The following is a 20,694-nucleotide window of genomic DNA, read 5'->3' as shown; positions in this document are numbered from 1 at the left end:
TCTCACGCGAGGTGAGGCCCTACGTTGGAAATTAGTGCGCGAAGAGGATGCAGACGGGGGAGAGGACTGGGAGGGTGTGGCCGTTGGGTGTGAGGAGGCCGGTGCTCTGATCGATGGCGAAGACGTTGACGTTGTTGGTGTCGTGATTGGCGCAGAGGAGCCAGCGGCCAGTGGGGTCGATGATGAAGTGGCGCGGGTGTTTGATGCCTTCGTGGGTGTGGGCGATGAAGGTCAGGCGGCCGGATTTTTCGTCGATCGAGAAGAGGGCGATGCTTTCGTGGTCGGCGCGGAGGGAGGCGTAGAGGAATTGGCCGTTGGGGTGGATGGCGATCTCGGCGCCCCAGCGCCGGCCGATGAAATCGCCGGGGATGGCATCGACGGTTTCAATTTCGCCGAGCGAGCCGGTGGACGCGTCGAGGGTGAAGGCGGTGACGGTGGCGGTGAGCTCGTTGATGGCGTACGCGAAGCGCTTGTTGGGATGAAATGCGAGGTGGCGGGGACCGGAGCCGGGGTGGGCGGCGTAGGGAGTGCCGTTGGGTGTGAGCGCGGCGGTGGCGGGGTCGACGCGGTAGGGGACGATTTTGTCGGCACCGAGATCGGCGGAGAAGGCGAAGGACGTGCCGGGGACGAAATCGAAGCAATGGGCGTGAGGCGCGTCCTGAGCGGGTTGCGGGCCTTTGCCGGTGTGTTTGATGAAGGAGGCGCGCTCGCCGATGCTGCCGTCGGCAAGAAGCGGATACGAAGCGACGTAGCCGCCGTGGTAGCTGGAGATGAGGAGAGCGCGGCCGGCAGGGTCGGCGTGGATGTAGCAGAGCGGCGGGCCGCCGGCGGGGCGGGAGTTGAGGACCGTGAGGGCGCCGGTGGCGGGATCGATCATGTAGGCGGTGACGGCGCCGTCGTTGCCGCCCTGGTCGTTTTTGAGGTCGTGGAGTGCGTAGAGGATCGGGAGGCGCGGATGGAGGGCGATGAAGGTGGGATTGCCGGCGGGAGCGACGAGGGTGGCGGGCGTGAAGGTGCCGGTGGCGGTGTCGAAGCGGGCGGCGTAGAGGCCTTTGCTTTCTTTTTTGGTGTAGGTGCCAAAGTAGACAAGGCGGGTGGAGTCGGTCGTGGAGGCTGCGGCGAGAGTCGTCATGAAAATGAGCAGAAGGAATGGGCGGAACGGGCGGAGCATGAAAAGGACTTTTTCGGCGCGCACAGTTGAGCTGTCGAGCTGCGGATTAATTTATCCGGCGGAAGCCTGAGGCGCGGAGCAGGGCTGACCTTGGATGACGGCAGAAGTTTCCTGACATAGGGTTGTCAGCGGGGCGTGGCAGAGTGTGGGCGAACGGCTCAACGAGTTTCCGTGAGCCGCACGAAACTTAATCCTCAACTCCCTCTTATCATGATCAAAGTCCTTGAAATCGCGTTTACCGGATATCCCGTCAAAGACATGGCCCGCGCGCGGGCGTTTTATGAAGGGGCGCTGGGCTTAAAGCCGGCGAATGTGTGGGGCGAAACCTGGACGGAGTACGAAGTGGGTGCGGCGACGCTGGCGCTCGGTTGCATGGAGGGGTGGAAGCCGTCGAGTGAGGGGCCGTCGGTGGCGCTGGAGGTGGAGGATTTCGATGCGGCGATCGCGGTGCTTAAGAAGGCCGGGGCGAAATTTACGCTGGAGCCGATCGACAGTCCGGTGTGCCGGCTGGCGGTGGTGTGTGATCCGGATGGGAACGGGCTGACGATTCACAAGCGGAAGGCGCATGCGCACGCGGCGGGTGAGGCGTGCGGGCATTGAGCGTTGGTAGTTCGCCGCGTTTAGTAGGAAGCGAGGATTGGCGGGAGGGTGCGGCCCGGGGAGACGAAGCTGAACGCGAAGGCGTCGGAATTTTGGACAGGATTAACGGGATTAACAGGATTTCGGAGGGGAGGCCGCGAGCATTGAGGCCAGGCACTTTCTCTATCTCAGCGCCTGAAGAGTTTTCTGATTGGGCGTCATGGGCGGAAGGGAAGTCGGAGATTTCTGCGGGGCAGGGTTGGGTTGGGTTTGTGGAGATATGCCTACCATAATTTCCACCACGGCTTAGGAGTTTTTACGGGCTCAAAAACGAAGTTAGAAATTTTCGTTCCGGGTTCTAGATGCCGAACTTGCTCGTGGAGCTGGCCCCGGATGTGAAGCGCCACCACAGCGCTAATTTTCTCAATGTTGGAATAATCGATTGCACCACCGACGACTGGATGAAGACGAAAATCGTAGCACTCCTCCTCGCCTAGAATTCTGCCCTCACGAATGGCCCGATCAACAAAGCCAGACAGGAGGTAATGATCTTTTCCTTCATCAGAGGAGAGGATGGCGTCCAAATCCTCGCTCGACTGACACACATGCTTCAAATCGCCCTCAAGGGTATCGAGAAACCAAATGCCATCGGCGGACTCAAAGAAGACATCAGCAAACGCGGTTACGAGAATAAGCTTTTTTTCAGCGACAAGAAGCCACGACCAAGCTTCGAGCGCCGAAGAGATTTTCTTTGGCGCTAGCTTGATGAAGTAGGCACTCATTTTTCCCGCTCAATTGATGTGAATGCAGTGCTGGGTTGGTTGCGCAATTGCTCTAGCGATTGTCACCGAATTTTCCCGAAGTCACACGATCTGGGCTTTGGTGGCGCTGCCGCCGAAGAGTTCGCGGAGGGAGGCCCAGGCTTTGAGAAGGCCGGCGTCTTTGACGCCGCCTTCGAGTTTGTAGATCTTTGCGATCTCTTCCTCGTGGTCGCGGTAGCGCGGCGGCAAGAGGAAGAGCGTGTAGGCGCCGTCGGAGATGCTCGAAAAGAAGAGGCCTTTGGCGACGTAGGGCGCGGTGAGGGTGACCTCGGCGGTGCGTTGGGGGAGGACGAGCCAGGGTTTGTAGGTGAAGATGAGGCGGCCGTTTTCGGGCTGGTTGAGGAGGTTGCCGTAGGTGCGGATGGGGACGCCTTTGAGGGCGCCGCCGCTGAAGAGGCGGTTGGTCGTGGGCTGCGGCGTGAAGCGTTTTTTGCGGAGGGTGAAAAAGTCCCAGCAGAAGAGTGAGCCGAAGATGGTGAGGCGGAAGGCCCAGCCGGCGATGAGCCAGGCGATGACGATCACGATGAGGGAGCCGATGGCGGCGATTTTTGGATCGAGCGTGGCGGTGATCGTGAGGAGGCCGAGGACGGCGGTGCGGGCGGCTTTCAGGACGGCATCGATCGCGCCCCAGGGGCTGAGGAGGATGAGGACGTTGATGGCGTGCGAGGCCATCCAGACGACGGCGAAGACGGCGAGGCCGAAGGGGACGGTGAGGATGTTGAGGAGCCAGGAGAGGTCGGCGGCACCGAGGTGCATCATGGCGAGGCCGGAGTCGGCGAAGTTGCGGGTGGCGGTGGCGGTCGAGTCACCGGAGTTGAGTATCCAGGAACTCAGTGCGCCCATGGTGAACGGGACAATGGCACCGGCGGCGACGAGGCCGGAGGCTTTGTTTTCGACGGTCTCCAGGACATCGAGGGGTTTTTTGAAGCCGGGAGGGACCATGGCGCCGAAAGTGTCTTTGAGGGCGCAGAGGGCGGCGATGAGGAGAGCGGGGAGGAAGAAGGAGGGTTTGGCGAACCAAGGGAGGGCGGACTTCTCGGCGTCGGTCTCGGCCTTGTACCATTTATAGAGTCCAAACCCGCCTGTGCCGAGGAGCGGGGAGATGGCGATGCCGGTGAGGGTGGTCACGGCGGTGGCGATGCCGCCGGCGGGGGAGGCGTCGGTGGTCTTGGCTGGGGCGGCTGTGGTCGCGGCGAGGAGCGGCGTGACGAGCGCGGCGGCGAAAGCGAAGAGCAGGACGAGCGAGGCGAGGCGTTTCATCGGCGCGACGCTAAGGGGCTTTTTGCAGGCGAGGGAAGTCTGGAGAGCGCGCCGGGGCGGCGTGTTCTCCAATGACCAATGACCGGAAGCGGCAGGGGCGGTTAGCAGGAAAGCGGGCCGCGTCGAGCAACGCGCCTGGGGAGGCGCGTTCCACCTCGGAGCCACGCGTTGACAAGCGCGGCTACAGGCGGTTTGTGCGCGATTTTGGGGCGGGCATGGCGGGAACGGTCAATCGCGGGGTGAGGGAAGCCCGCCTACATCGGAAACGGAACGGACGACACGGAGGTCGTCCCTCCAGCGGAGCGTTACCAGGAGGCGGCCATTTTGGCCTGGTCGTAATGGATGGTGACGGTGACGCGGGAATCGACGGGCTGGCCGGCTTTCTGGCCGGGCAGGTAGCGCCAGCGGGTGACGGCGGCGGCGGCGGCGTAGCCGATGTCGTCGTTGGTGGCGGAGACGATGCGGGGGAAGAGGACGCGGCCGGTGCGGTCGATGACGACTTCGATTTCCGCTTTGCCGGAGACGCCGTCGCTGAGAAGCGAATACGGGTAAACGGGCTGGTCCTGGCGGGCGGGGACGGGTTTTTTATCGAGGAGGTCGGCGTGGGGGATGCCGGGCATGGGCTTGCGGAGCTCGGTGAGGATCAGGCGGGCGGCGGGGTCCAGGCCGGCGGTGCTGTTGAAGCTGTAGCGGAGCTGGGCCTGGGCGAGCTTGGGCTGGCCGTTGACACGGGGGGGGAGGAATTCGTTGGCCTCGATGTCGGCGAGGAGGGCTTTGGCGAAGGCGGGGTCGGTGGCGCTGACGACGGAGGCGAGGATGGCTTTGCCGGAGTACTCGATGGTGAACTGGATCTCGGCGCTGCCTTCTTTGCCTTGGACGAGCAACTCGTAGGGATAAACGGGGGCGGTATTACGGACGGATTTGGCCGCGATACGATCGGTAGCGGGGGTCTGGGCGGTGAGGGTGGTGCCGAATGCGATCGTGAGGGATAAGAGGAGGGAGGGAAGGGAGCGCATGACGGTAGGAGGTGAGGGGCGTTGAGAGTGAAAGCTGGTGGGTAAGGGAGGTGTTTATGAGTATCGGCTCATGGAGGGGGTTCTTGATGGTGTTTTTCATTCGGGCGTGGGCGCAAACGGAGAGGGCGGCGCATGCGTTGGGGCGCGGGTGAGTGACCAATGACCAGAAGGCAGATGCCAGGAGCCAGATGCGGCAGGGGCGGTTAGTCGGAAGGGGGGAGTCGCGGGTGAGGGCAAGCCGAACTGCCTCGGAAGGGACAGGGGGCGTTTTTTGGTCGGAGGGTGAGTTTGACGAGAACGGCTCGACGCGAGGTCGAGCCCTACAAGGGGAAAAGCGGGCCTGGGGCGTCGCGCCTCCATCGGAAAACGGAGTGGGAGCGTCTAGGGTGCGCGCGCTGTTTTATGAAAAAGGCGCGTCCGGGTGGGACGCGCCTGGGGCGAAGCGCTGAGCCGCCGGGAGATGGGCGGTGCGCGGGTGAGTGAGCGGTCGTTTTGAGGCCGCGTGCGAGGGGATCAGTCGGAGGAGGCGAGTTTTTGGGCGTCGAACATGACGGGGACAGTCATGCGGACGTCGACGCGCTGGCCGTTGCGCATGGGGGGATTAAATTTCCATTGAGCGACGGCGGTGGCGGCGGCCCAGCCGAAGTCTTCGTGGGAAGAGGAGACGATGCGGGGGAAGAGGACGCGGCCGTCGCGGTCGACGATGAACTCGATCTCGGCCTGGCCGGTGAGGCCGTCGGACTTCATGGAGCGGGGGTAGACGGCGCTGCGTTGGGAGACGGCTTTGGGGCGGTCATCGAGGTCGGCGAGGTTGAAGATGGCAGGTTTGGGTTTGCGGAGTTCGGAGAGGACGTGGCGGGCGGTGAAGTCGAGGTCGGCGTCGGGGCGGAAGTTTTCGCGGTTGGTGGAGGGGGCCATGACGGTGCGTTTATCTTTTTTGGCCGGGGAGAACTCGGTGGCTTCGAGCATGGCGATGACGGACTTGGAGAAGGCGGCGTCGCTGGCGCCGGTGGAGGAGGCGAGGATGGCGCGGCCTGAGTAATCCACGACAAAGGCGACCTCGCCCCAACCGGTCTGGTTTTTGACGAGTTGCTCGTAGGGATAGACGGCGGCGACTTTGCGGCTGGCGGCGGGGGCGTCTTCGATGCCGTCGCCGTTCACGGAGAAGGTGACGGGGGCTTTGAGGCGAAAGTCGGCGGGTTTGCCGAGGCGGGAGCCGGGTTGAAATTTCCAGGCGAGGACGGCTTTTTTGGCCGGGGCTTCGAGCTGGGTGGCGGGCGTGCTGATGATTTTGGGGTTCTCGACTTTGCCGTCGCTAGTGACGGTGAAGCTGACGACGACGGCCTCGGTGCCGGTGCGGGCGAGAGCGGCGGGGTAGAGGGCGGCGGTCTGGGAAATGATTTTCGGGAGGATGGCGTTGGAGTTGAGGGGGGAGGTCTCGACTTCATCTATCAGCGGCTGGGGCGCGGCGTGGAGAGCGGGGAGGGTGAGGCAGGCGAAGGCGGTGAGAACGATCGCGGCGAGGCTACTTTGGGTCATGCGAGTAGGATTCATGGTTAGTGGGGCAGACACGGGTTCCGTGTTAACTGGAAGCGCTCCGCCTGACAGTTCATTCGGACACCAGTGCCAGTGAATAAAGGCTTTGATGATTTTTTTTGAAAGGAGAGTTCCCTAGAAAAAATCCGGGCGTGTTTTGCACAACGAGCGAAGGCGGAAAAATATGATTATTATGAAACTGGATACGCGTGCGGGCGGCGTGAGCAGACGAGTAAAATGGAGAGAGGATGTGAGGTGGGAGAGGCGAGTCTGTCGGAGGGCGCGAATGAGCACGGGCGGGTTGCGGTGTGGGGCGAGGGCTGGCGCGGACAGGTATCGCGGTGAGTGCGGTGAGGAAGGTGTGTTTGGTGGTGCGGCGTGGTGATGGCGGAGGTTGCGGGGAGGTTTTGCTTTTGGTGCGGGCGGGCGTTGAGCTGGCGAAATGTTGACCAAGGCTGAGATCCAACGACTGCGTTCGCTCCAGGAAAAGAAACACCGCGAGGCGGCGGGGGTGTTCGCGGTCGAAGGGGAGAAGGTGGTGGGCGAGTTGATCGCGGAGGGGTTTGAGCTGGTGGAGATTTATGCGACGGCGGCGTGGCATGGGCGCGGGGATGTTGCCGTGCGGGAAGTATCGGAGGAGGAGATGGGGCGTATCAGCAATTATCCGACGCCGTCGAGTGTGCTGGCGGTGGGGAGGATCGTGCGGCCGGTGCTGGCGGCGGGGGAATTGAATCGCGGGTTCACGCTGGCGCTGGATGGGGTGCAGGATGCGGGGAATGTGGGGACGCTGCTGCGGATCGCGGACTGGTACGCGTTTGACCGGGTGGTATGCTCGCCGGATTGCGCGGATGTGTTTGGGCAGAAGGTGATCAACGCGAGCATGGGATCATTCAGTCGCGTGATGGTTTTCACGGCGCAGCTGGCGGAGGCGCTGGCTGGCGTGCAGGTACCGGTGCTCGGCTGCGATCTGGATGGGCGTGATGTACACTCGCTGACGAAGCTGGAGGCGGCGGTAGTGGTGATCGGGAGCGAGGGGCGCGGGCTTTCGGAGGCGGTGAAGGCGCGGCTGACGGAGCGGGTGACGATCCCGCGGTTCGGGCGGGCGGAGTCGCTCAACGCGGGCGTGGCGGCGGCGATTGTCTGCGATAATTTGCGACGGCTGGCCGGGACTAAATAAAAAGGCCGCACATTTTTGTGCGGCCTTGGGCGAGGAACTTGGTGAATTCGGATTAGAGTTTCCAGCGGAGGCCGACGTTGGCGGTCCAGTCGTATTCTTCGAATTGAACGAAGCGTTTGGCTGGGGTGCCGCCGCCTTGTTGATAGACGAGGAAGGGTTCGTTGGTGAGGTTGGTGGCTTCGACGAAGAGCTCCCATTGCCTGCCGATTTTGTAGGCGAGGGTGGCGTCGAGCTGGGCGTGTTTGTCGATCCAGCGATCTTCGGTGGCGTTGGCGCCGATGGGTTCGTCTTCGCGGAGGTGCTCGGAGCGCCAGTTGAGGGCGATGCGGGCGAAGAATCCGAACTTCTCATACGTGAGGGCGGCATTGCCGGTAAGATCGGACTGGCCGATGAGCGGGATGGTTTCGCCCGGGCGCGTGGGGTATTTTGCTTCGCTGTCCACAAAGGTGAGCGTGGTGAGGAAGCCGAGGCCGTCGAAGGGACGGGGCAACATGCGGAGCTGTTGCTGCCAGGCGAGCTCGAGGCCTTTGACTTCGCCGTCGCTGCCGTTGCGGAAGGTGATGGCGTTGTAGCCGGGGAGGAGCGGGTCGCCGTTGGCGACGGTGTCGGCGTAGCTGAAGTTATCGACTTGTTTAAGGAAGACGGCGGCGGAGACGACGCCGAGGGAGGGCAGGTAGTATTCGATGGAGGCGTCCCAGTTTTTTGATTCGAGAGTGTCGAGGTTGGGGTTGCCGGTTTCGACACTGGTGGAGCTGTCGTCCACTGCGCGGTAGAAGGCGGTTTCGCCGAATTCGGGGCGCATGATCGATGTGGAGTACGAGGCACGGCCGACGAGCTTCGGGGTGAAGTCGTGGCGGAGGGAGATCATGGGGAGGACGTTGTCGTAATCACGGCTGGCGGAGGTCGGGGTGATGGCGGAGCCACGGAGCTGGTTGCCCTGGGTTTCGAATTCGGTCCGCTCGACACGGACGCCGGCGATAAACTGGGTGCGGTTGATGGTGAGGCCGCCCATGGCATATCCGGAAAATACATCTTCGTGGGTGATCCAGTCTTCGAGCTGGCTGTCGGCGACTTCGGGGGAGGCGGTGTAGCTGGCGCGGTTGGCGTTGAAGGTGCCGACGGCGAGTTCGGGGGAGATCTGGGGGACGCGCGGTCCGTAGGGGTAGTCGCTGAGCGCGCCGGCGAAGTTGGCGAAGTTGAAGCTGGCGGGTGTGGTAAAGCGGGTGACGTCCACGGCGCTTTTCTTTTCTTTCGTGTGCCAGGCGGTGCCGAACTTCACGTAGGTGGGAAGCGCGGAGTCGAAGTCGTAGCGGGCGTTGAGGGCGGCGTTGGTATCGGTCTCGCGGCCGTCTTCGCTGGTGAGCTCGACGCGGTCGGTGGTGGTGTAGCTGGCGGGATTGGCGATGGTGGCGCCGGCGAGTTGATCGACGGTGATGTCGTAGGTGTCGGTGATGGTGTAGCGGTAGGTGCCGTCGGAGGCGTTGCGGCGGAAGCGGGTGACGAGCTCGGCGGGTTTTTCCTCGTGGCCGCGGGAGGTGGCGAGTTGTGCGTCGAGGGTCCAGGCGTCGATTTTCTTTTTTCCGTCGATGGAGAAGGCGGTGAGCTCCTGGTCTTTTTTGCGGTTGCGCAGATCGCGACGGGGGCGGGAGACGCCGGTGGAGGTCGCGGAGTTTTGGTCGAGTTGAGTGACGGTGCCGCGGGTGAACGGGATGAAGAGGGCGTGGCGGTTTTCCTCGTCGGTGAAGCGGTTGTAGGTGGCTTTGAAGCCGAGGGACGTGGCGGAGTCAGGGCGGTAATCGAAGCTCAGGTTGGCACCGTAGCGGGTGCGCTCGATCTCGTAGTCGCGGTAGGTGATGTCCTGAAGATAGTAATACGGGCGGCCGTCGGTGGGCGAGGTGCGGAGGGCCCAGCCGTCATCGACTTCATAATTTTGAGAGCCGAACTTGCGGGCCTGCCAGGTGGCGGCGACGAGGAAACCGAATTTGCCATCGATGATGTCGGAGTAGGAGGCGTTGAACTTGGAGCCGAATTTTTCGGTGAGGCCGCTGTAGATGCCTTGCGCGGTGGCGCTGGCGGCGCGGCCATCGGAGTCGAAGGCGCTTTTGGTGCGGATGTTCACGGTGCCGCCGAGGCCTTCGCCGTCCTGGTCGGGGGTTTTGACTTTGATGACTTCGAGCGAGGCGAGGGAATCGGCGGGGACGACGTCGAGGGCGAGGAAGCGGCCGCCGACCTCGGGGCTGGCGAGCTTGGTGTTGTTGAGGGTGACGGAGGTATAGATGTAATTGAGGCCGCGCAGATCGACGAAGCGGCCTTCGCCTTGATCGCGGTAGAGGGCGACGCCGGGAAGGCGCTGGAGGGACTCGGCGGCATTCTGGTCGGGGAAGCGGCCGATGGCGTCGGCGGCGACGATATTGGTGAGGGTGTCGGCGGCGCGTTGTTGATTGATGGCGCGGGCGGAGCCGACGGCGGCACCCTGGATGGTGAGCGTATCGAGCGTGACGACGTCTTCGCCGAAGAGGATGTCGAGCTGGACGGAGCCGCCATCGGTGACGGTGACGGGCTCGGTGCGGGCGGGATAGCCGACGTAACTGATCTCGATGGAGAGGGAGCCGGCTGGGATGTTGGAGAGGGTGTAGTCGCCGGAAGGGCTGGCGAAGGTGGAGAGCGCGGTGCCTGGGATGGAGACGCGGGCTCCGCCGAGGGCGAGGCCGGTCGAGGCGTCCGTGACGCGGCCGGTGATGGCGCCGGTCTGCGCGATGGCGGAGGACGCGAGCGAGAGTGCGGCGAGAGCGAGCAGCTTGAGGCGCAGCCGGCGGCGGAATTGGTTGAATGCGGAGCGAGCGGATGACGGTTGCATGGCTTGGGACAGGAGCCGTGGGCCACGGGATTTTCACCGTCAACGAGTGAGGCGGCGTGTAGCCGAATCTTAACGACGCGGACACGCGGCTGTAACAAACGGGTGTGCTTCCGATGCTTTCGTTTTAATGCAGACAAAAAAGCCCGCCCGGTTTTGAGCGGGCGGGCAGGAGCCTGAGGATAGCGGCCGGCCGGGCTTTCAGCGGTCTCGTGAGCGGACGCGCCAGAAGCGGGCGGGGGCGGTGGAGGCGGGGCGTGCCCAGCGGAGCCAGGTGCCGTCGCCGGAGGTCCAGGTGGAGTCGGGCGTCCACGTGACGAGGTCATTGCTGCCTTCGAGGAGGTAGTCTTTTTGCGGGTCGCCGTAGCATTCGAGTTCGCCGGTGCCGAGTGGGTGGAGTTGTTCGCGGAAGCTGGGGGGCGTCGTGAAGGTGGCGGTGTGGAGATTGTCGCCGGCGGCGATGAGGAGGGTGTCGTTGCTGGAGGTGAACGAGGTCGTTCCGTAGCCGGTGATGGCGGGATCTTGAATGCGTTCCCAGCGAAGGCCGTCGCGAGAGGCGAGGAGTTCACCGGTGTTTCCGCCGGCGAGGAGCCAGCCGTCGATCAGGTGGAGCGATTGAATATGGAAAGGAGCGGGGTGGGCGGTCCAGTGGATGGCGTCGGTCGATGTGAGGAAGGTGAGGTAGCCGCCGATGATGTAGCGGCCTTTCGCGTAGAGGGCGCAGTTGAGATCGTCGGTGGCGGGGGTGTCGTGGGTTTCCCATGACAGGCCGTCGGTGGAGACGAGGATTTTTCCTTGAGAGCAGGGAGCGATGAAGCGGTTGTTTATGAAGTGAAGTCCGTTGGCCTGGGCCATGCCGGGGACGGCGAGTTCAGTCCAATCAGTGCCGTTGATGCTGTGGAAAACGAGGTCGCGAAGGCGGGCGCGGACGATGATGCGCTGACCGTCGCTGACGGGGTCGTCGAGCTGGCGGGGGTTGTTCACCAGCGAGCGATCCTGCCACGAGAGCGCGTCGGTGGAGGTAAGGATGCGGCCTTGGTGGCCGGTGGCGATCCAGAGGCCGTGCGTGTGGATGATGCCGTTGAGGGAGTCATCGACGGGGGTGAGCACGGACTGCCAGGAGTGGCCGTCGGGGGAGACGAGGATGCCGCCGGTGCCGAGCGGATCGTCGGAGCGAATGGCTTTGCCATAGATGGCGACGAACCGGCCGCCGGCATGAGTGACGGCGTTGATGGATCCGCCGTGGTGAAGGGACTGGTATTGCCAGGTGGTGCCGTAGGCGGAGGTGCTGATCGTGCCGTAAGCGCCTGCGGCGATGAAGCCGCCGCCGGGGAGGAGGGAGACGGCGCGAAGGTCGCCGGGTATCGGATACGGAAGGACGTCCCAGAAGATGCCGTCGCTGGAGCGGAAATTTTGAGCGGCGCCGACGGCGAGAAAGTGAGTGCCGTCGAAGACGACGCTTTTGATTTCGCCGAAGGGCGGGGAGCCGGGGCCGATGGTTGCGAGGCTCCATGTGGTGCCATCGGTCGAATGGTAGATGCGGCTGGCGCCGCTTGTGCCGAGGAAGTCGGCGGTGGTGGCACCTGCGGCGACGAACCGGCCGTGGCCAAAGCTGAGGGCGGTCAGCTGCGGCTCGTATGAAGGCATGGTGTCGATGAAGGAGGCGCCGATGCCGGCGAGCGGCTCGATAGGGTCCGGAGGCTGAGTCACCCAAGGGCGGGAGAGAGTCCAGTTGACCAGATCGGTGGAGGTGTAGAGGCCGAGCCAGACATGGGGGCCGGTGGTGGAGCCGATGGCGACCCAGCGCCCATTGCCGAAGACGAGGGCGCGGAAGGAATTGGCCGAAGTGATTTCCTGCCAGTTTTCGGTGTCGGAGGACACGAGCAGCGGCGAGGCGTTGCGAGTGATTACGTGGAGTCCATTGCCGTAGTGTATGGAGGGGCGGGCGTAATTGAGCGGGGGCGAGGGCGGGTGGATTTGTCGCCACGCGATCAGATCGGTGCTGATGAGGATGGTGCCTTCGTCACCGGCTACGAGGAAGTGGCCATCCGAGTGGTGAGCGCTGGTGAAACTCTCGTATTTAGAGCCGGCGGTGACGATGCGGGACCATTGATGAGTATTTGTGGAGACAAGGAGTTCGCGGTTGCTGCCGGCGATGACGGTGCCTGCGGAACTGGAAGCGGCGGCGTAGAGCCACTCGGCGGTGATGGCGGGATAGGTGCGGGCGGTGTGGATCGCCGGAGTCTGCGCGCGGAGAGGCGAGGTGATCGTGCAGGCGAGGCCGAGGGTGAGCGCGCCGATGATGCGGAACAGAGAGTGCGAAGACATGGATGGCTGGAACGCAGTCGGGAATGCTCCCGCCGACGTGTGGCGGTCATGGCGCGGAAACATGGCAGGCCTGTCGATGCGGAAAACGGGGCGGCCTCGGCGCTCCGAGGGATGAGAGCGGAGAGAGCCGTCAGTCGCCGTCGGAGGATTTGACGGAGGAGGCGGCGAGTTTACTGGCGTGGAGGGCGTGGCGCGGGAGGCGGAGGGCGATGAGGGCGGCGGCGGTGGCGAAGGCGAACGCGCCCCAGAGGCAGCCGGCGAGGCCGAAGCGTTGGAAGAGGAGGCCGGAGAGGAGGCAGCCGGTGAGGCGGCCGCCGGCGTTGGCCATGTAGTAGAAGCCGACGTTGAGGGCGACCTTGTCGCCGTCGGTGTAGTCGAGAATCAGGTACGAGTGGATGGCGGAGTTGAGCGCGAAGACGGCGCCGAAGAGGAAGAGACCGCCGATGATGACGGCGCTGGCGGGAAGGTTGAGAGAGAGGGCGAGCGGGATGGCGGCGGAGACGGCGGCGAGGATGCAGGCGACGGTCGAGGCGCTGCCGCCGGCGGGGGCGCGGCCGCGGAGGAAGAGCGGGGCGGCGGATTGGATGAGGCCGTATCCGATCACCCAGAACGCCATGAAGGTGCCGACCTGGGTGAAGCTCCAGCCGAGCACGCCGCGCAGGAAGACGGGGACGCCGACGACGAACCAGATGTCGCGCGCGCCGAAGAGGAAGAAGCGGGCGGCGCAGAGGACGTTGATTTCGCGGCTTTTTGAGAAGAGTTCGTTGAACTTTGTTTTGGCTTTGGCGCGGCCGAGATCGTCGGGGAGGGCGGTCCAGGAGAGGAGCCAGACGAGGGCGAGGGCGGCGGCCATGAGGGCGAGCGCGCCGGAGAAACCGGCGGCGGCGAGGAGGAAGCCGCCGAGGAAGAAGCCGGCGCCTTTGAGGGCGTTCTTCGAGCCGGTGAGGAGGGCGACCCATTTGAAGAGCGCGCCTTGGGCGTCGGCCGGGACGAGGACTTTGATGGCGCTCTTGGAGCTCATCTTGGTGAGATCTTTCGCGATGCCGGAGAGCGCCTGGGTGAGCATCACGTAGGCGACGGAGGCCCACTCGGGCCAGGCGGGGTTGAGCAATGCGAGGAGGCCGAGGGCGACGACCTGGAGGGCGAGGCCGGCGACGAGCGTGAAGCGCAGGCCGAGGCGGGAGGCGAGCCAGCCGCCGAGGAGGTTGGTGACGATGCCGAAGAATTCGTAGAGGAGAAACAGGAACGCGAGCGTGATGGGGCTGTAGCCGAGGTTGAAGAAGTGCAGGAGGACGAGCATCCGCAGCGCGCCGTCGGTGAGCGTGAAGGCCCAGTAGGCGGCGGTAACCAGGATGTAGTTACGGATGTTCACGAGGGATGCAGCGGTTGCTGGACGATCAGAGAGTCGTCGCGACTTTGCGGGCGAGTTCGGCCATGCGGTTGGAGTAGCCCCACTCGTTGTCGTACCAGGCGTAGATTTTCACGAGGGTGCCATCGACGACCATGGTCGAGAGCGCGTCCACGATCGCGGAGCGCGGGTCGCCTTTGTAGTCGATCGAGACGAGCGGGCGATCTTCGTAGCCGAGGATGTTTTTGAGCGGGCTGGATTCGCTGGCGGCTTTGAGGAGGGCATTGATTTCCGCGACGGTGGTCGGGCGTTTGACATGGAAGACACAGTCGGTGAGCGAGGAGTTGAGAAGCGGGACGCGGACGGCGTGGCCGTTGAGTTTGCCGAGGAGCTCGGGGTAGATGAGGCCGATGGCAGTGGCGGAGCCGGTGCTGGTGGGGATGAGGGAAAGGCCGGCGGCGCGGGCGCGGCGGAGATCTTTGTCGGGTTTATCGACGACGTTCTGGGTGTTGGTGGCGTCGTGGATCGTGGTGATCGCGCCGCGTTCGATGCCGAGGCTCTCGTGGATGACCTTCACGATGGGGGCGAGGCAGTGGGTGGTGCAGGAGGCGTTGGTGATGAGGTGGTGGCGCGCGGGATCGTAGAGGTGGTCGTTGACGCCGAGGACGAGGTTGAGGGCGTCGCCACCTTTGACGGGAGCGGCGACGATGACCTTCTTCACGCCGGCGGCGAAGTAGGGGGCGAGGTCGGCGGGGGTGCGGAATTTGCCGGAGCATTCGAGGACGATGTCGATGCCGTGGGCGGACCACGGGACGTCGGCGGGTTTCGCGTGTTCGGTGAAAGCGATTTCTTTTTCGCCGATGCGGATGGAGTGGTCGGTTGCGGTGGCTTCGTGCGGCCAGCGGCCTTGGAGCGAATCGAAGTTGAGGAGGTGGGCGGCGCAGGCGGGGCCGCCTTTGATTTCGTTGATGAGGGCCCAGTCGAATTCGGGCCAATGGGCGGCGGCTCGGAAGGTGAGGCGGCCGATGCGGCCGAAGCCGTTGATGGCGATGCGGGGGTTTTTCATGAGAAGATTTTTCAACCGCGAATGGACGCGAATGGATGCGAATGACGGAGGGGTGAACGCGGGGCGAGGGCACCCCGCCTACATCAAGAAGATGCTCAGCAGGCGCAGCGGCGGGTTTTGGTGCTGGTTTTGCCGGGGGCGTGTTGCACGGGGCCGCAGGAGAGGTCGGTGCGTTTGAGGCGGGCGAGGTCTTTTTGGAACTGCGGGTTTTCGCGGGCGCAGTCCTGGAGGCAGCGGAGATTGGCGGTGAGTTCGGCGGAGGGTTTTTCAGGGAGGTGGTAAACCATCCACTGGCCCTCGCGCTCGACTTCGACGAGGCCGCGGGCGCGGAGGTAGGCGAGGTGTTTGGAGATTTTCACCTGGGGTTCGCCGAGGACGTCCTGGAAATGGCAGACGCAGAGCGGGCCTTGTGCGAGGAGATGGATGAGGCGCAGGCGGGTGATGTCGCAGAGGGATTCGTAGATGCGGACGAGTTCCATGAGGCGGCATTTGTATTCCTATGAAGGAATATGCCTCAAGGGGAATGTGTGGTGTGACGCGAATGTAACGGAGGCGCGGCGCGAGGGGAACGCGGGGTGAGGGCACCCCGCCTACAACTCGGAGGCGTCGCTCGAGCGCGAGTCCTACGGGATGAAAAGCAGTTGAGGCGGACCGTTTGGGGTCCGCCTCAACACACCTGATGAACCTAACTTGGCACTAGCGGGAAGATCAGAGGTCGTCGTCGTTGGTTTTGTTGCGACCGAGAAGGGATTTCGCCATTTCGAACGGGGCGCGGGAGATGGTTTTCATCGTGGCCTTCGACGCGGTGGATTGAGCGGGCGTCTGGGGCATGGGCGCAGTGGCGAAAGGCAGGGCAGTGGCGGGTAGCGGAGCGGGCGGGAGACCGCGAAGGCGTTTTTCCTGGTCGTCGAGTTTGCCCTGAAGCTCTTCGAGCTTGGCTTCGCGGCGCTTGAGGTCGCCTTCCTGTTCGCGGAAGGACATGCGTTCGTCGCGGAAGATGGCGCGCTCGGCTTCGAGGAGATCGGTGGCGCGCTGGAGTTTTTCCCAGGCGGCTTTGACGGCGGCGTCGTCCTGGAAAGGGGAGCGCGACTGCGGGCGGGAGCTGAACCAGAGAACGCGGTCGGCTTCGAGCTGGGCCTGGAGTTGACGGAGGCGGGCTTCGTATTCGCGGAGATTGGTTTCTTGTTCGCGGATGAGATCGAGGTCTTCGTGCCAGCGGCGGCGCTCCTGGGCGATCTGAGTGGCTTCGCGCTGGAGGCGGGTTTCTTCGTCGTGCAGGCGGGCCTCGGCGGCGGAGAGTTTGGCGCGCTGGGTTTCCAGATCGGTGCGTTCACGGGCGATCTCGTCGGCGGACTTGGCGTAGGGTGAAACGGTCTGGGAAGTCTCGGCGAGTTTGCGGCGCTCTTCTTCGAGGGCGGTGCGCTCGCGGGCGAGTTCGGAGCGGGCTTCGGCGAGGGCGCGGGCTTTCTGGTCGATGAGCGACTGCGCGGAGGCGGCGGTCTCGCGCTGGCTGCGGAGTTCGTCGAAATCGCCTTGGACGCGGAGGGCGTCGGCGTTTTGGGAGAGGAGTGTTTTGAGCTCGGCTTCGAGGGCGAGTTTCTCGTGTTCGAGGCGCTCGGATTTTTGTTCGAGCATGGCGCGCTCTTTGGCACCGCGGAGGAGTTCCTGGCGGAAGTCGGGGGTATTGAAGGGGTCGTTACTCTGGCCAATGTCGGGATTGGCGAGGACTTGGAGGACGGCTTCGGCTTCGGCGAGTTCGGTCGGGGTGAGCGCGCCGTCGTCGGTGGCGTGTTGGGAATTGGGGCGGAGGATGCTGTTGACGCGGCGAAGGAGGGGACGGAGGTCGGTGCCGGCGGGGAGGACGTCGCTGAGGCCCATGCGGATGCCTTTGACGATGAGCGGGAGCTCGAGCTGCTGGACGACGAGGACGACGGGGACGGTGGGCTGAATTTTTTTCAGAGCCTCGACGAATTCGAATTCGGTGGCTCCGGGGAGGCGGGCGTCGATGAGCGCGAGATCGAACCACTCGTTGCGGGCGGTCTCGAGGGCGGGCTCACATTCGGTGAACGCGCGGATGTCGTAGCTTGCGTCGGCGAGCATGAGCACGAGCTTGCGTTTCATCTTCGCGTCGCTGTGCACGACCAGTATTTTTTTAACCAGATTCATTGTCGGAAATTCCTCTTTGTGTCCTTGGGACGGACCGTATGACGGGCATCCTGTTCCGCGACGCATTTGAGAGGAGAAATCGGGTATTTACCCGATCTTTACCCTGGCTGAAGTGAACACCCTAGGCGGTATGAAAAGCGTTCGCCGACGCACACGAAAAGGGGGCGAGGAATCGCGTGCGAAATGCGCAGGGCGAGAAAGCGGACGGCCGCAAACGGCGCGAGCAAGCTCGCACTCTACAAGAGAAAGCTCAGGCGCGGAAGATGACGTCTTCGCGGTTGAACATACGGACGGCGAGGGCGAGGGCGGCGGCGGCGTAGGCGCAGGTGGAGAGGAAGATGAGTGCGAGCGGTAGAAGCGGGAAGGAACCGGCGACGAGTTCTTTGCTCACGAGGGCGATGTTGAGAATGGGGATGAGCGAGAGCGTGGTGGTGAGTTCTACGCCGGGGAGGACGGCGCCGACGGCGGGGAGGATGACGATGATGAGGAGCGGGGAGACGTAGGTCTGGGCCTCTTTGTAGCTTTTTGCGAAGAGCGAGATCGTCATGAGGAGCGCGGCGAAGAGGACGGCGAGCGGGAGGACGAGGAGGAGCACGCTGAGAACGCCGGGAATACTCACTGTGGGGAGCGAGGCGGTGGCAGTGGCGACGGAGTTCAAGGTGCCGCGCAGCCAGTGGCTCGCGGCGAATGCGGTGAGGCCCATTGAAGCGACGGAGCAGGCGACAGTGGTGAGGGAGGCGGCGAGGACGACGAGGAATTTGCCGAGGACGAGTTCGCTGCGGGCGGCGGGGCTGCAGAGAATTGTTTCCATGGTGCCGCGTTCTTTTTCGCCGGCGGTGAGATCGATGGCGGGGTACATTGCGCCGGTGAAGCAGAGGATGATGAGGATGTACGGGATCATGCCGCCGAAGGAATTGCCGCCGACTTTTTCGGGTGGGGCGACATTCTGGCGGCGCGTGTCGAACGGGGTGATGAGATCGGCGGGGAGGTTGGCGGCGGTGAGGCGTTCGAGGACGATGGCTTTGCTGTACTCGCGCAGGGTGCGCTCGAGGGTGCCGGTGGCGAAGCCGGAGCGCATCTCGCCGTCGTGCGTGTAGATTTTGACGGAGCGGCGCACGCCGTTGCGGAGGGCTTTATCGAACTCGGGCGGAATCTCGACGGCGGCGCGGAGTTTTTTTTGGGAGATCTGCTCGGCGTAGTCGGCGGAGAAGGGGACGATTTTGAGGTCGGGTTGTTTTTCGATAGCCTGGCGGATGGCGGGAGAATCTTCGCCGCCGATGATCATGACGGTGGGGATTTCACGGCCGGCTTTTTTGACCATTTTGATCGAGACGGCGGCGAAGCCGAAGGTGAGCAGCGGCATGAGCAGCGTGGGCACGAGGAACATCGAGATGATGGCTCGGCGGTCGCGGAGGGTGTCGCGGAGCTCTTTGACGAAGACGGTGAGAATGTTGCGGGCGTTCATGCGCGGGCCTCCGGGGTCGCAGAGGAGGAGAGTGCGGTGACGGAGGTGACGACGCGGACGAAGATTTCCTCCATATCCGTTTCGCCGTGACGGGCGCGGAGGTCGGCGAGGGTGCCTGCGTCGAGGAGGCGGCCGCCGTGGACGATGCCGATGGTGTCGCAGAGTTTTTCGACCTCGGACATGACGTGGGTGGAGTAGATGACGGTTTTGCCGCGGGCGCGGCAGTCGCGGATGAAGCGGACGATGGTGCGGGCGGCCATGACATCGAGGCCGAGGGTGGGCTCGTCGAAGATCATCACGGCGGGATCGTGGATGAGGGTGCGGGCGATGGAGGTTTTTTGCTTCATGCCGGTGGAGAATTTTTCGATGCGGCGGTCGAGGAATTCATCCATGTCGAGTTCGGCGGAGAGGCGGGCGGTGCGCACGGCGATTTCGGGGTCGGAGAGGCCGTTGAGGCGGCCGAAGTAGGCGATGAGTTCGCGGGCGGTGAGTCGGCCGTAGAGGGCGGTGCTGGCGGCGAGGAAGCCCACGTTGGCGCGGACTTTATCGGGGGAAGTGGCGACGTCGAAGCCGGCGACGGTGGCGGTGCCGCTGGTGGGTTTGAGGAGGGTCGCCAACATACGGAGCGTAGTGGTCTTGCCCGCGCCGTTGGCGCCGAGGAGTCCGTAGATCTGGCCGGGCGCGAGGGTGAAGCTGATGTTGTCGGCGGCGCGGATCTCGCCGCGTTTTTTATCGTGGAAGAGTTTGGTGAGGCCGCGGGCTTCGATCATGAGCGGAAGTGATGAGTGAGGAGGGGCGAGTGACGAGGGGAAAGCGGTCGGGGCAGCAGGCCGGAGTTTTGGAGATTAAGAGAATGAACAGGATTGGGAGGCGGAGAACGTAGATGTGAGGGTGCGCTTTACCTGTTGCTTGAATCGGGGGCGGAGTTTGCTCACGGTCGCGGGCATGGCTTCTCCCCAGGTTGTGGTCGTCGGCAGCTACGTGCAGGATCTTTGTTGGAAGTGCGAGCGGTTCCCCCAGGCGGGGCAGACGATCGTGGGGCAGTTCGCGACGGGGCCGGGCGGGAAGGGATCGAATCAGGCGGTGGCGTCGGGGCGGACGGGCGTGCCGACGTTGTTTGTCGGCGCGGTCGGGAAGGATGCGTTCGCGAAGGAGGCGAAGGCGTTTTATAAGGCGGAGGGGATTGGCGCGACGTTTGTGGAGAAGGCGCAACATGCGACGGGGACGGCGGCGATCCTCGTCGAGGACTCCGGGCAGAACGAAATCGTGGTGGCGCTGGGGGCGAATGCGGCGCTCTTGAAAACGGATGTGCCGGCGAAGGCGTTGACGCAGGCGAAGGTGGCGGTGGTGCAGCTCGAATCGAATCTGACGACGGCGGCGCATGTCTTGAAGACGGCGAGGCGCGCGGGGGTGACGACGGTGCTCAATCCGGCGCCGATGCGGCCGGACTTCGATCCTTCGATGCTGGCGTCGGTCGATGTGTTGATCCCGAACGAGACGGAGTTCACGGCGTTGGTGAACCGGCTGCGGATCGCGGGGCGGACGGATTTCACGGAGGCGGCTCTTCATGCGCTGGCGCCGGCGGCGCTCCACGCGTTGTGCCGCACGCTCGGGCCGGGGACGGTGATTGTGACGCTCGGGAAGAAGGGGTGCTTCGTGTCGCAGAAGAGCGGGCACGCGAGCATCGCGGCGTACACGGGCATCCGGGTCGTCGATACGACGGGTGCGGGCGATGCGTTTGTCGGCGGGTTTGCGGCTGGGTTGGTGAAGTTTGAGGGCGATGTGCTGGCGGCGGCGCGTTTCGCGAATGCGGTGGCGGCGTTGTCGGTGACGAAGATGGGGACGGCGCCGTCGATGCCGACGAAGGCGGAGATCGCGGGGTTTTTGAGGAAGCGGGGCGGGTGAGT

General features: G+C 64.0%; 16 protein-coding genes. 3 read left to right on the top strand and 13 right to left on the bottom strand.

The genetic code is table 11. The features are described 5' to 3' along the window. Window positions 1-31: 31 nt before the first annotated feature. On the bottom strand, window positions 32-1,132 hold the full coding sequence (locus tag CMV30_RS05755) for a lactonase family protein (protein ID WP_175414741.1): 1,101 nt from the start codon (window positions 1,130-1,132) through the stop codon (window positions 32-34). 249 nt (window positions 1,133-1,381) lie between these two features. Between CMV30_RS05755 and CMV30_RS05750 the strand changes: the two genes are divergently transcribed. After that, complete coding sequence (locus tag CMV30_RS05750) at window positions 1,382-1,771, top strand: VOC family protein (RefSeq protein WP_096055130.1); 390 nt, start codon at window positions 1,382-1,384, stop codon at window positions 1,769-1,771. A gap of 263 nt (window positions 1,772-2,034) precedes the next feature. Here the strand turns inward: CMV30_RS05750 and CMV30_RS05745 are convergent, their stop codons facing one another. From CMV30_RS05745 to CMV30_RS05730, 4 genes are all read right to left on the bottom strand, one after another. Then, window positions 2,035-2,532: a T6SS immunity protein Tdi1 domain-containing protein gene (locus CMV30_RS05745; protein WP_096055129.1), complete on the bottom strand. Its 498-nt coding sequence runs from the start codon at window positions 2,530-2,532 to the stop codon at window positions 2,035-2,037. Window positions 2,533-2,613: 81 nt separating this feature from the next. Then, a complete protein-coding gene (locus CMV30_RS05740) occupies window positions 2,614-3,831 on the bottom strand; it encodes a hypothetical protein (protein ID WP_096057636.1) in 1,218 nt (405 codons plus the stop codon). 305 nt (window positions 3,832-4,136) lie between these two features. After that, complete coding sequence (locus CMV30_RS05735; RefSeq protein WP_096055128.1) at window positions 4,137-4,847, bottom strand: energy transducer TonB; 711 nt, start codon at window positions 4,845-4,847, stop codon at window positions 4,137-4,139. Window positions 4,848-5,360: 513 nt separating this feature from the next. Continuing rightward, window positions 5,361-6,386 (bottom strand): energy transducer TonB, encoded by a 1,026-nt coding sequence (locus CMV30_RS05730; RefSeq protein WP_175414740.1) that lies wholly within the window; start codon window positions 6,384-6,386, stop codon window positions 5,361-5,363. A 439-nt stretch (window positions 6,387-6,825) separates the two neighbouring features. On the opposite strand from CMV30_RS05730, the gene CMV30_RS05720 reads away from it, so the two are divergent. Further along, on the top strand, window positions 6,826-7,560 hold the full coding sequence (locus CMV30_RS05720) for a TrmH family RNA methyltransferase (RefSeq protein WP_096055125.1): 735 nt from the start codon (window positions 6,826-6,828) through the stop codon (window positions 7,558-7,560). Between the two features lie 52 nt (window positions 7,561-7,612). Here the strand turns inward: CMV30_RS05720 and CMV30_RS05715 are convergent, their stop codons facing one another. From CMV30_RS05715 to CMV30_RS05680, 8 genes are all read right to left on the bottom strand, one after another. Next, window positions 7,613-10,417, bottom strand: a complete 2,805-nt coding sequence (locus tag CMV30_RS05715) for a TonB-dependent receptor (protein ID WP_096055124.1) — start codon at window positions 10,415-10,417, stop codon at window positions 7,613-7,615. Window positions 10,418-10,615: 198 nt separating this feature from the next. Further along, the gene (locus CMV30_RS05710; protein WP_096055123.1) at window positions 10,616-12,742 is read right to left on the bottom strand and encodes a beta propeller repeat protein; all 2,127 of its coding nucleotides are present in this window, start codon (window positions 12,740-12,742) and stop codon (window positions 10,616-10,618) included. Window positions 12,743-12,872: 130 nt separating this feature from the next. Beyond that, window positions 12,873-14,114, bottom strand: a complete 1,242-nt coding sequence (gene arsJ, locus CMV30_RS05705) for an organoarsenical effux MFS transporter ArsJ (RefSeq protein WP_096055122.1) — start codon at window positions 14,112-14,114, stop codon at window positions 12,873-12,875. A gap of 25 nt (window positions 14,115-14,139) precedes the next feature. Then, on the bottom strand, window positions 14,140-15,156 hold the full coding sequence (locus CMV30_RS05700) for an ArsJ-associated glyceraldehyde-3-phosphate dehydrogenase (RefSeq protein ID WP_096057635.1): 1,017 nt from the start codon (window positions 15,154-15,156) through the stop codon (window positions 14,140-14,142). A 95-nt stretch (window positions 15,157-15,251) separates the two neighbouring features. Continuing rightward, window positions 15,252-15,635, bottom strand: a complete 384-nt coding sequence (locus CMV30_RS05695) for an ArsR/SmtB family transcription factor (protein WP_096055121.1) — start codon at window positions 15,633-15,635, stop codon at window positions 15,252-15,254. A gap of 229 nt (window positions 15,636-15,864) precedes the next feature. Next, complete coding sequence (locus CMV30_RS05690; RefSeq protein WP_175414739.1) at window positions 15,865-17,322, bottom strand: response regulator; 1,458 nt, start codon at window positions 17,320-17,322, stop codon at window positions 15,865-15,867. A 250-nt stretch (window positions 17,323-17,572) separates the two neighbouring features. Then, on the bottom strand, window positions 17,573-18,787 hold the full coding sequence (locus tag CMV30_RS05685; protein WP_096055119.1) for an ABC transporter permease: 1,215 nt from the start codon (window positions 18,785-18,787) through the stop codon (window positions 17,573-17,575). Beyond that, window positions 18,784-19,557 carry an ABC transporter ATP-binding protein gene (locus tag CMV30_RS05680; RefSeq protein ID WP_096055118.1) on the bottom strand — a complete coding sequence of 258 codons (774 nt, stop codon included), beginning with the start codon at window positions 19,555-19,557 and terminating at the stop codon, window positions 18,784-18,786. The genes CMV30_RS05685 and CMV30_RS05680 overlap by 4 nt, the downstream gene beginning before the upstream one ends. A 175-nt stretch (window positions 19,558-19,732) precedes the next feature. Here CMV30_RS05680 and CMV30_RS05675 point away from each other — a divergent pair, with 175 nt between their 5' ends. Next, a complete protein-coding gene (locus CMV30_RS05675; RefSeq protein WP_138223152.1) occupies window positions 19,733-20,692 on the top strand; it encodes a ribokinase in 960 nt (319 codons plus the stop codon). Window positions 20,693-20,694 lie beyond the last annotated feature (2 nt).

This window comes from Nibricoccus aquaticus (assembly GCF_002310495.1).
Classification (GTDB): Bacteria; Verrucomicrobiota; Verrucomicrobiia; order Opitutales; family Opitutaceae; genus Nibricoccus; species Nibricoccus aquaticus.
This window is presented reverse-complemented; position numbering and strand designations above follow the sequence as displayed.

Bases quoted from the DNA above. Each gene is read 5' to 3' on its own strand.
- CMV30_RS05680 (WP_096055118.1), bottom strand. From the start codon at position 19,557: ATGATCGAAGCCCGCGGCCTCACCAAACTCTTCCACGATAAAAAACGC.
- CMV30_RS05695 (WP_096055121.1), bottom strand. From the start codon at position 15,635: ATGGAACTCGTCCGCATCTACGAATCCCTCTGCGACATCACCCGCCTG.
- CMV30_RS05720 (WP_096055125.1), top strand. From the start codon at position 6,826: ATGTTGACCAAGGCTGAGATCCAACGACTGCGTTCGCTCCAGGAAAAG.
- CMV30_RS05730 (WP_175414740.1), bottom strand. From the start codon at position 6,386: ATGACCCAAAGTAGCCTCGCCGCGATCGTTCTCACCGCCTTCGCCTGC.
- CMV30_RS05735 (WP_096055128.1), bottom strand. From the start codon at position 4,847: ATGCGCTCCCTTCCCTCCCTCCTCTTATCCCTCACGATCGCATTCGGC.
- CMV30_RS05755 (WP_175414741.1), bottom strand. From the start codon at position 1,132: ATGACGACTCTCGCCGCAGCCTCCACGACCGACTCCACCCGCCTTGTC.
- CMV30_RS05745 (WP_096055129.1), bottom strand. From the start codon at position 2,532: ATGAGTGCCTACTTCATCAAGCTAGCGCCAAAGAAAATCTCTTCGGCG.
- CMV30_RS05715 (WP_096055124.1), bottom strand. From the start codon at position 10,417: ATGCAACCGTCATCCGCTCGCTCCGCATTCAACCAATTCCGCCGCCGG.
- CMV30_RS05750 (WP_096055130.1), top strand. From the start codon at position 1,382: ATGATCAAAGTCCTTGAAATCGCGTTTACCGGATATCCCGTCAAAGAC.
- CMV30_RS05700 (WP_096057635.1), bottom strand. From the start codon at position 15,156: ATGAAAAACCCCCGCATCGCCATCAACGGCTTCGGCCGCATCGGCCGC.
- CMV30_RS05685 (WP_096055119.1), bottom strand. From the start codon at position 18,787: ATGAACGCCCGCAACATTCTCACCGTCTTCGTCAAAGAGCTCCGCGAC.
- CMV30_RS05710 (WP_096055123.1), bottom strand. From the start codon at position 12,742: ATGTCTTCGCACTCTCTGTTCCGCATCATCGGCGCGCTCACCCTCGGC.
- CMV30_RS05740 (WP_096057636.1), bottom strand. From the start codon at position 3,831: ATGAAACGCCTCGCCTCGCTCGTCCTGCTCTTCGCTTTCGCCGCCGCG.
- CMV30_RS05675 (WP_138223152.1), top strand. From the start codon at position 19,733: ATGGCTTCTCCCCAGGTTGTGGTCGTCGGCAGCTACGTGCAGGATCTT.
- CMV30_RS05690 (WP_175414739.1), bottom strand. From the start codon at position 17,322: ATGAATCTGGTTAAAAAAATACTGGTCGTGCACAGCGACGCGAAGATG.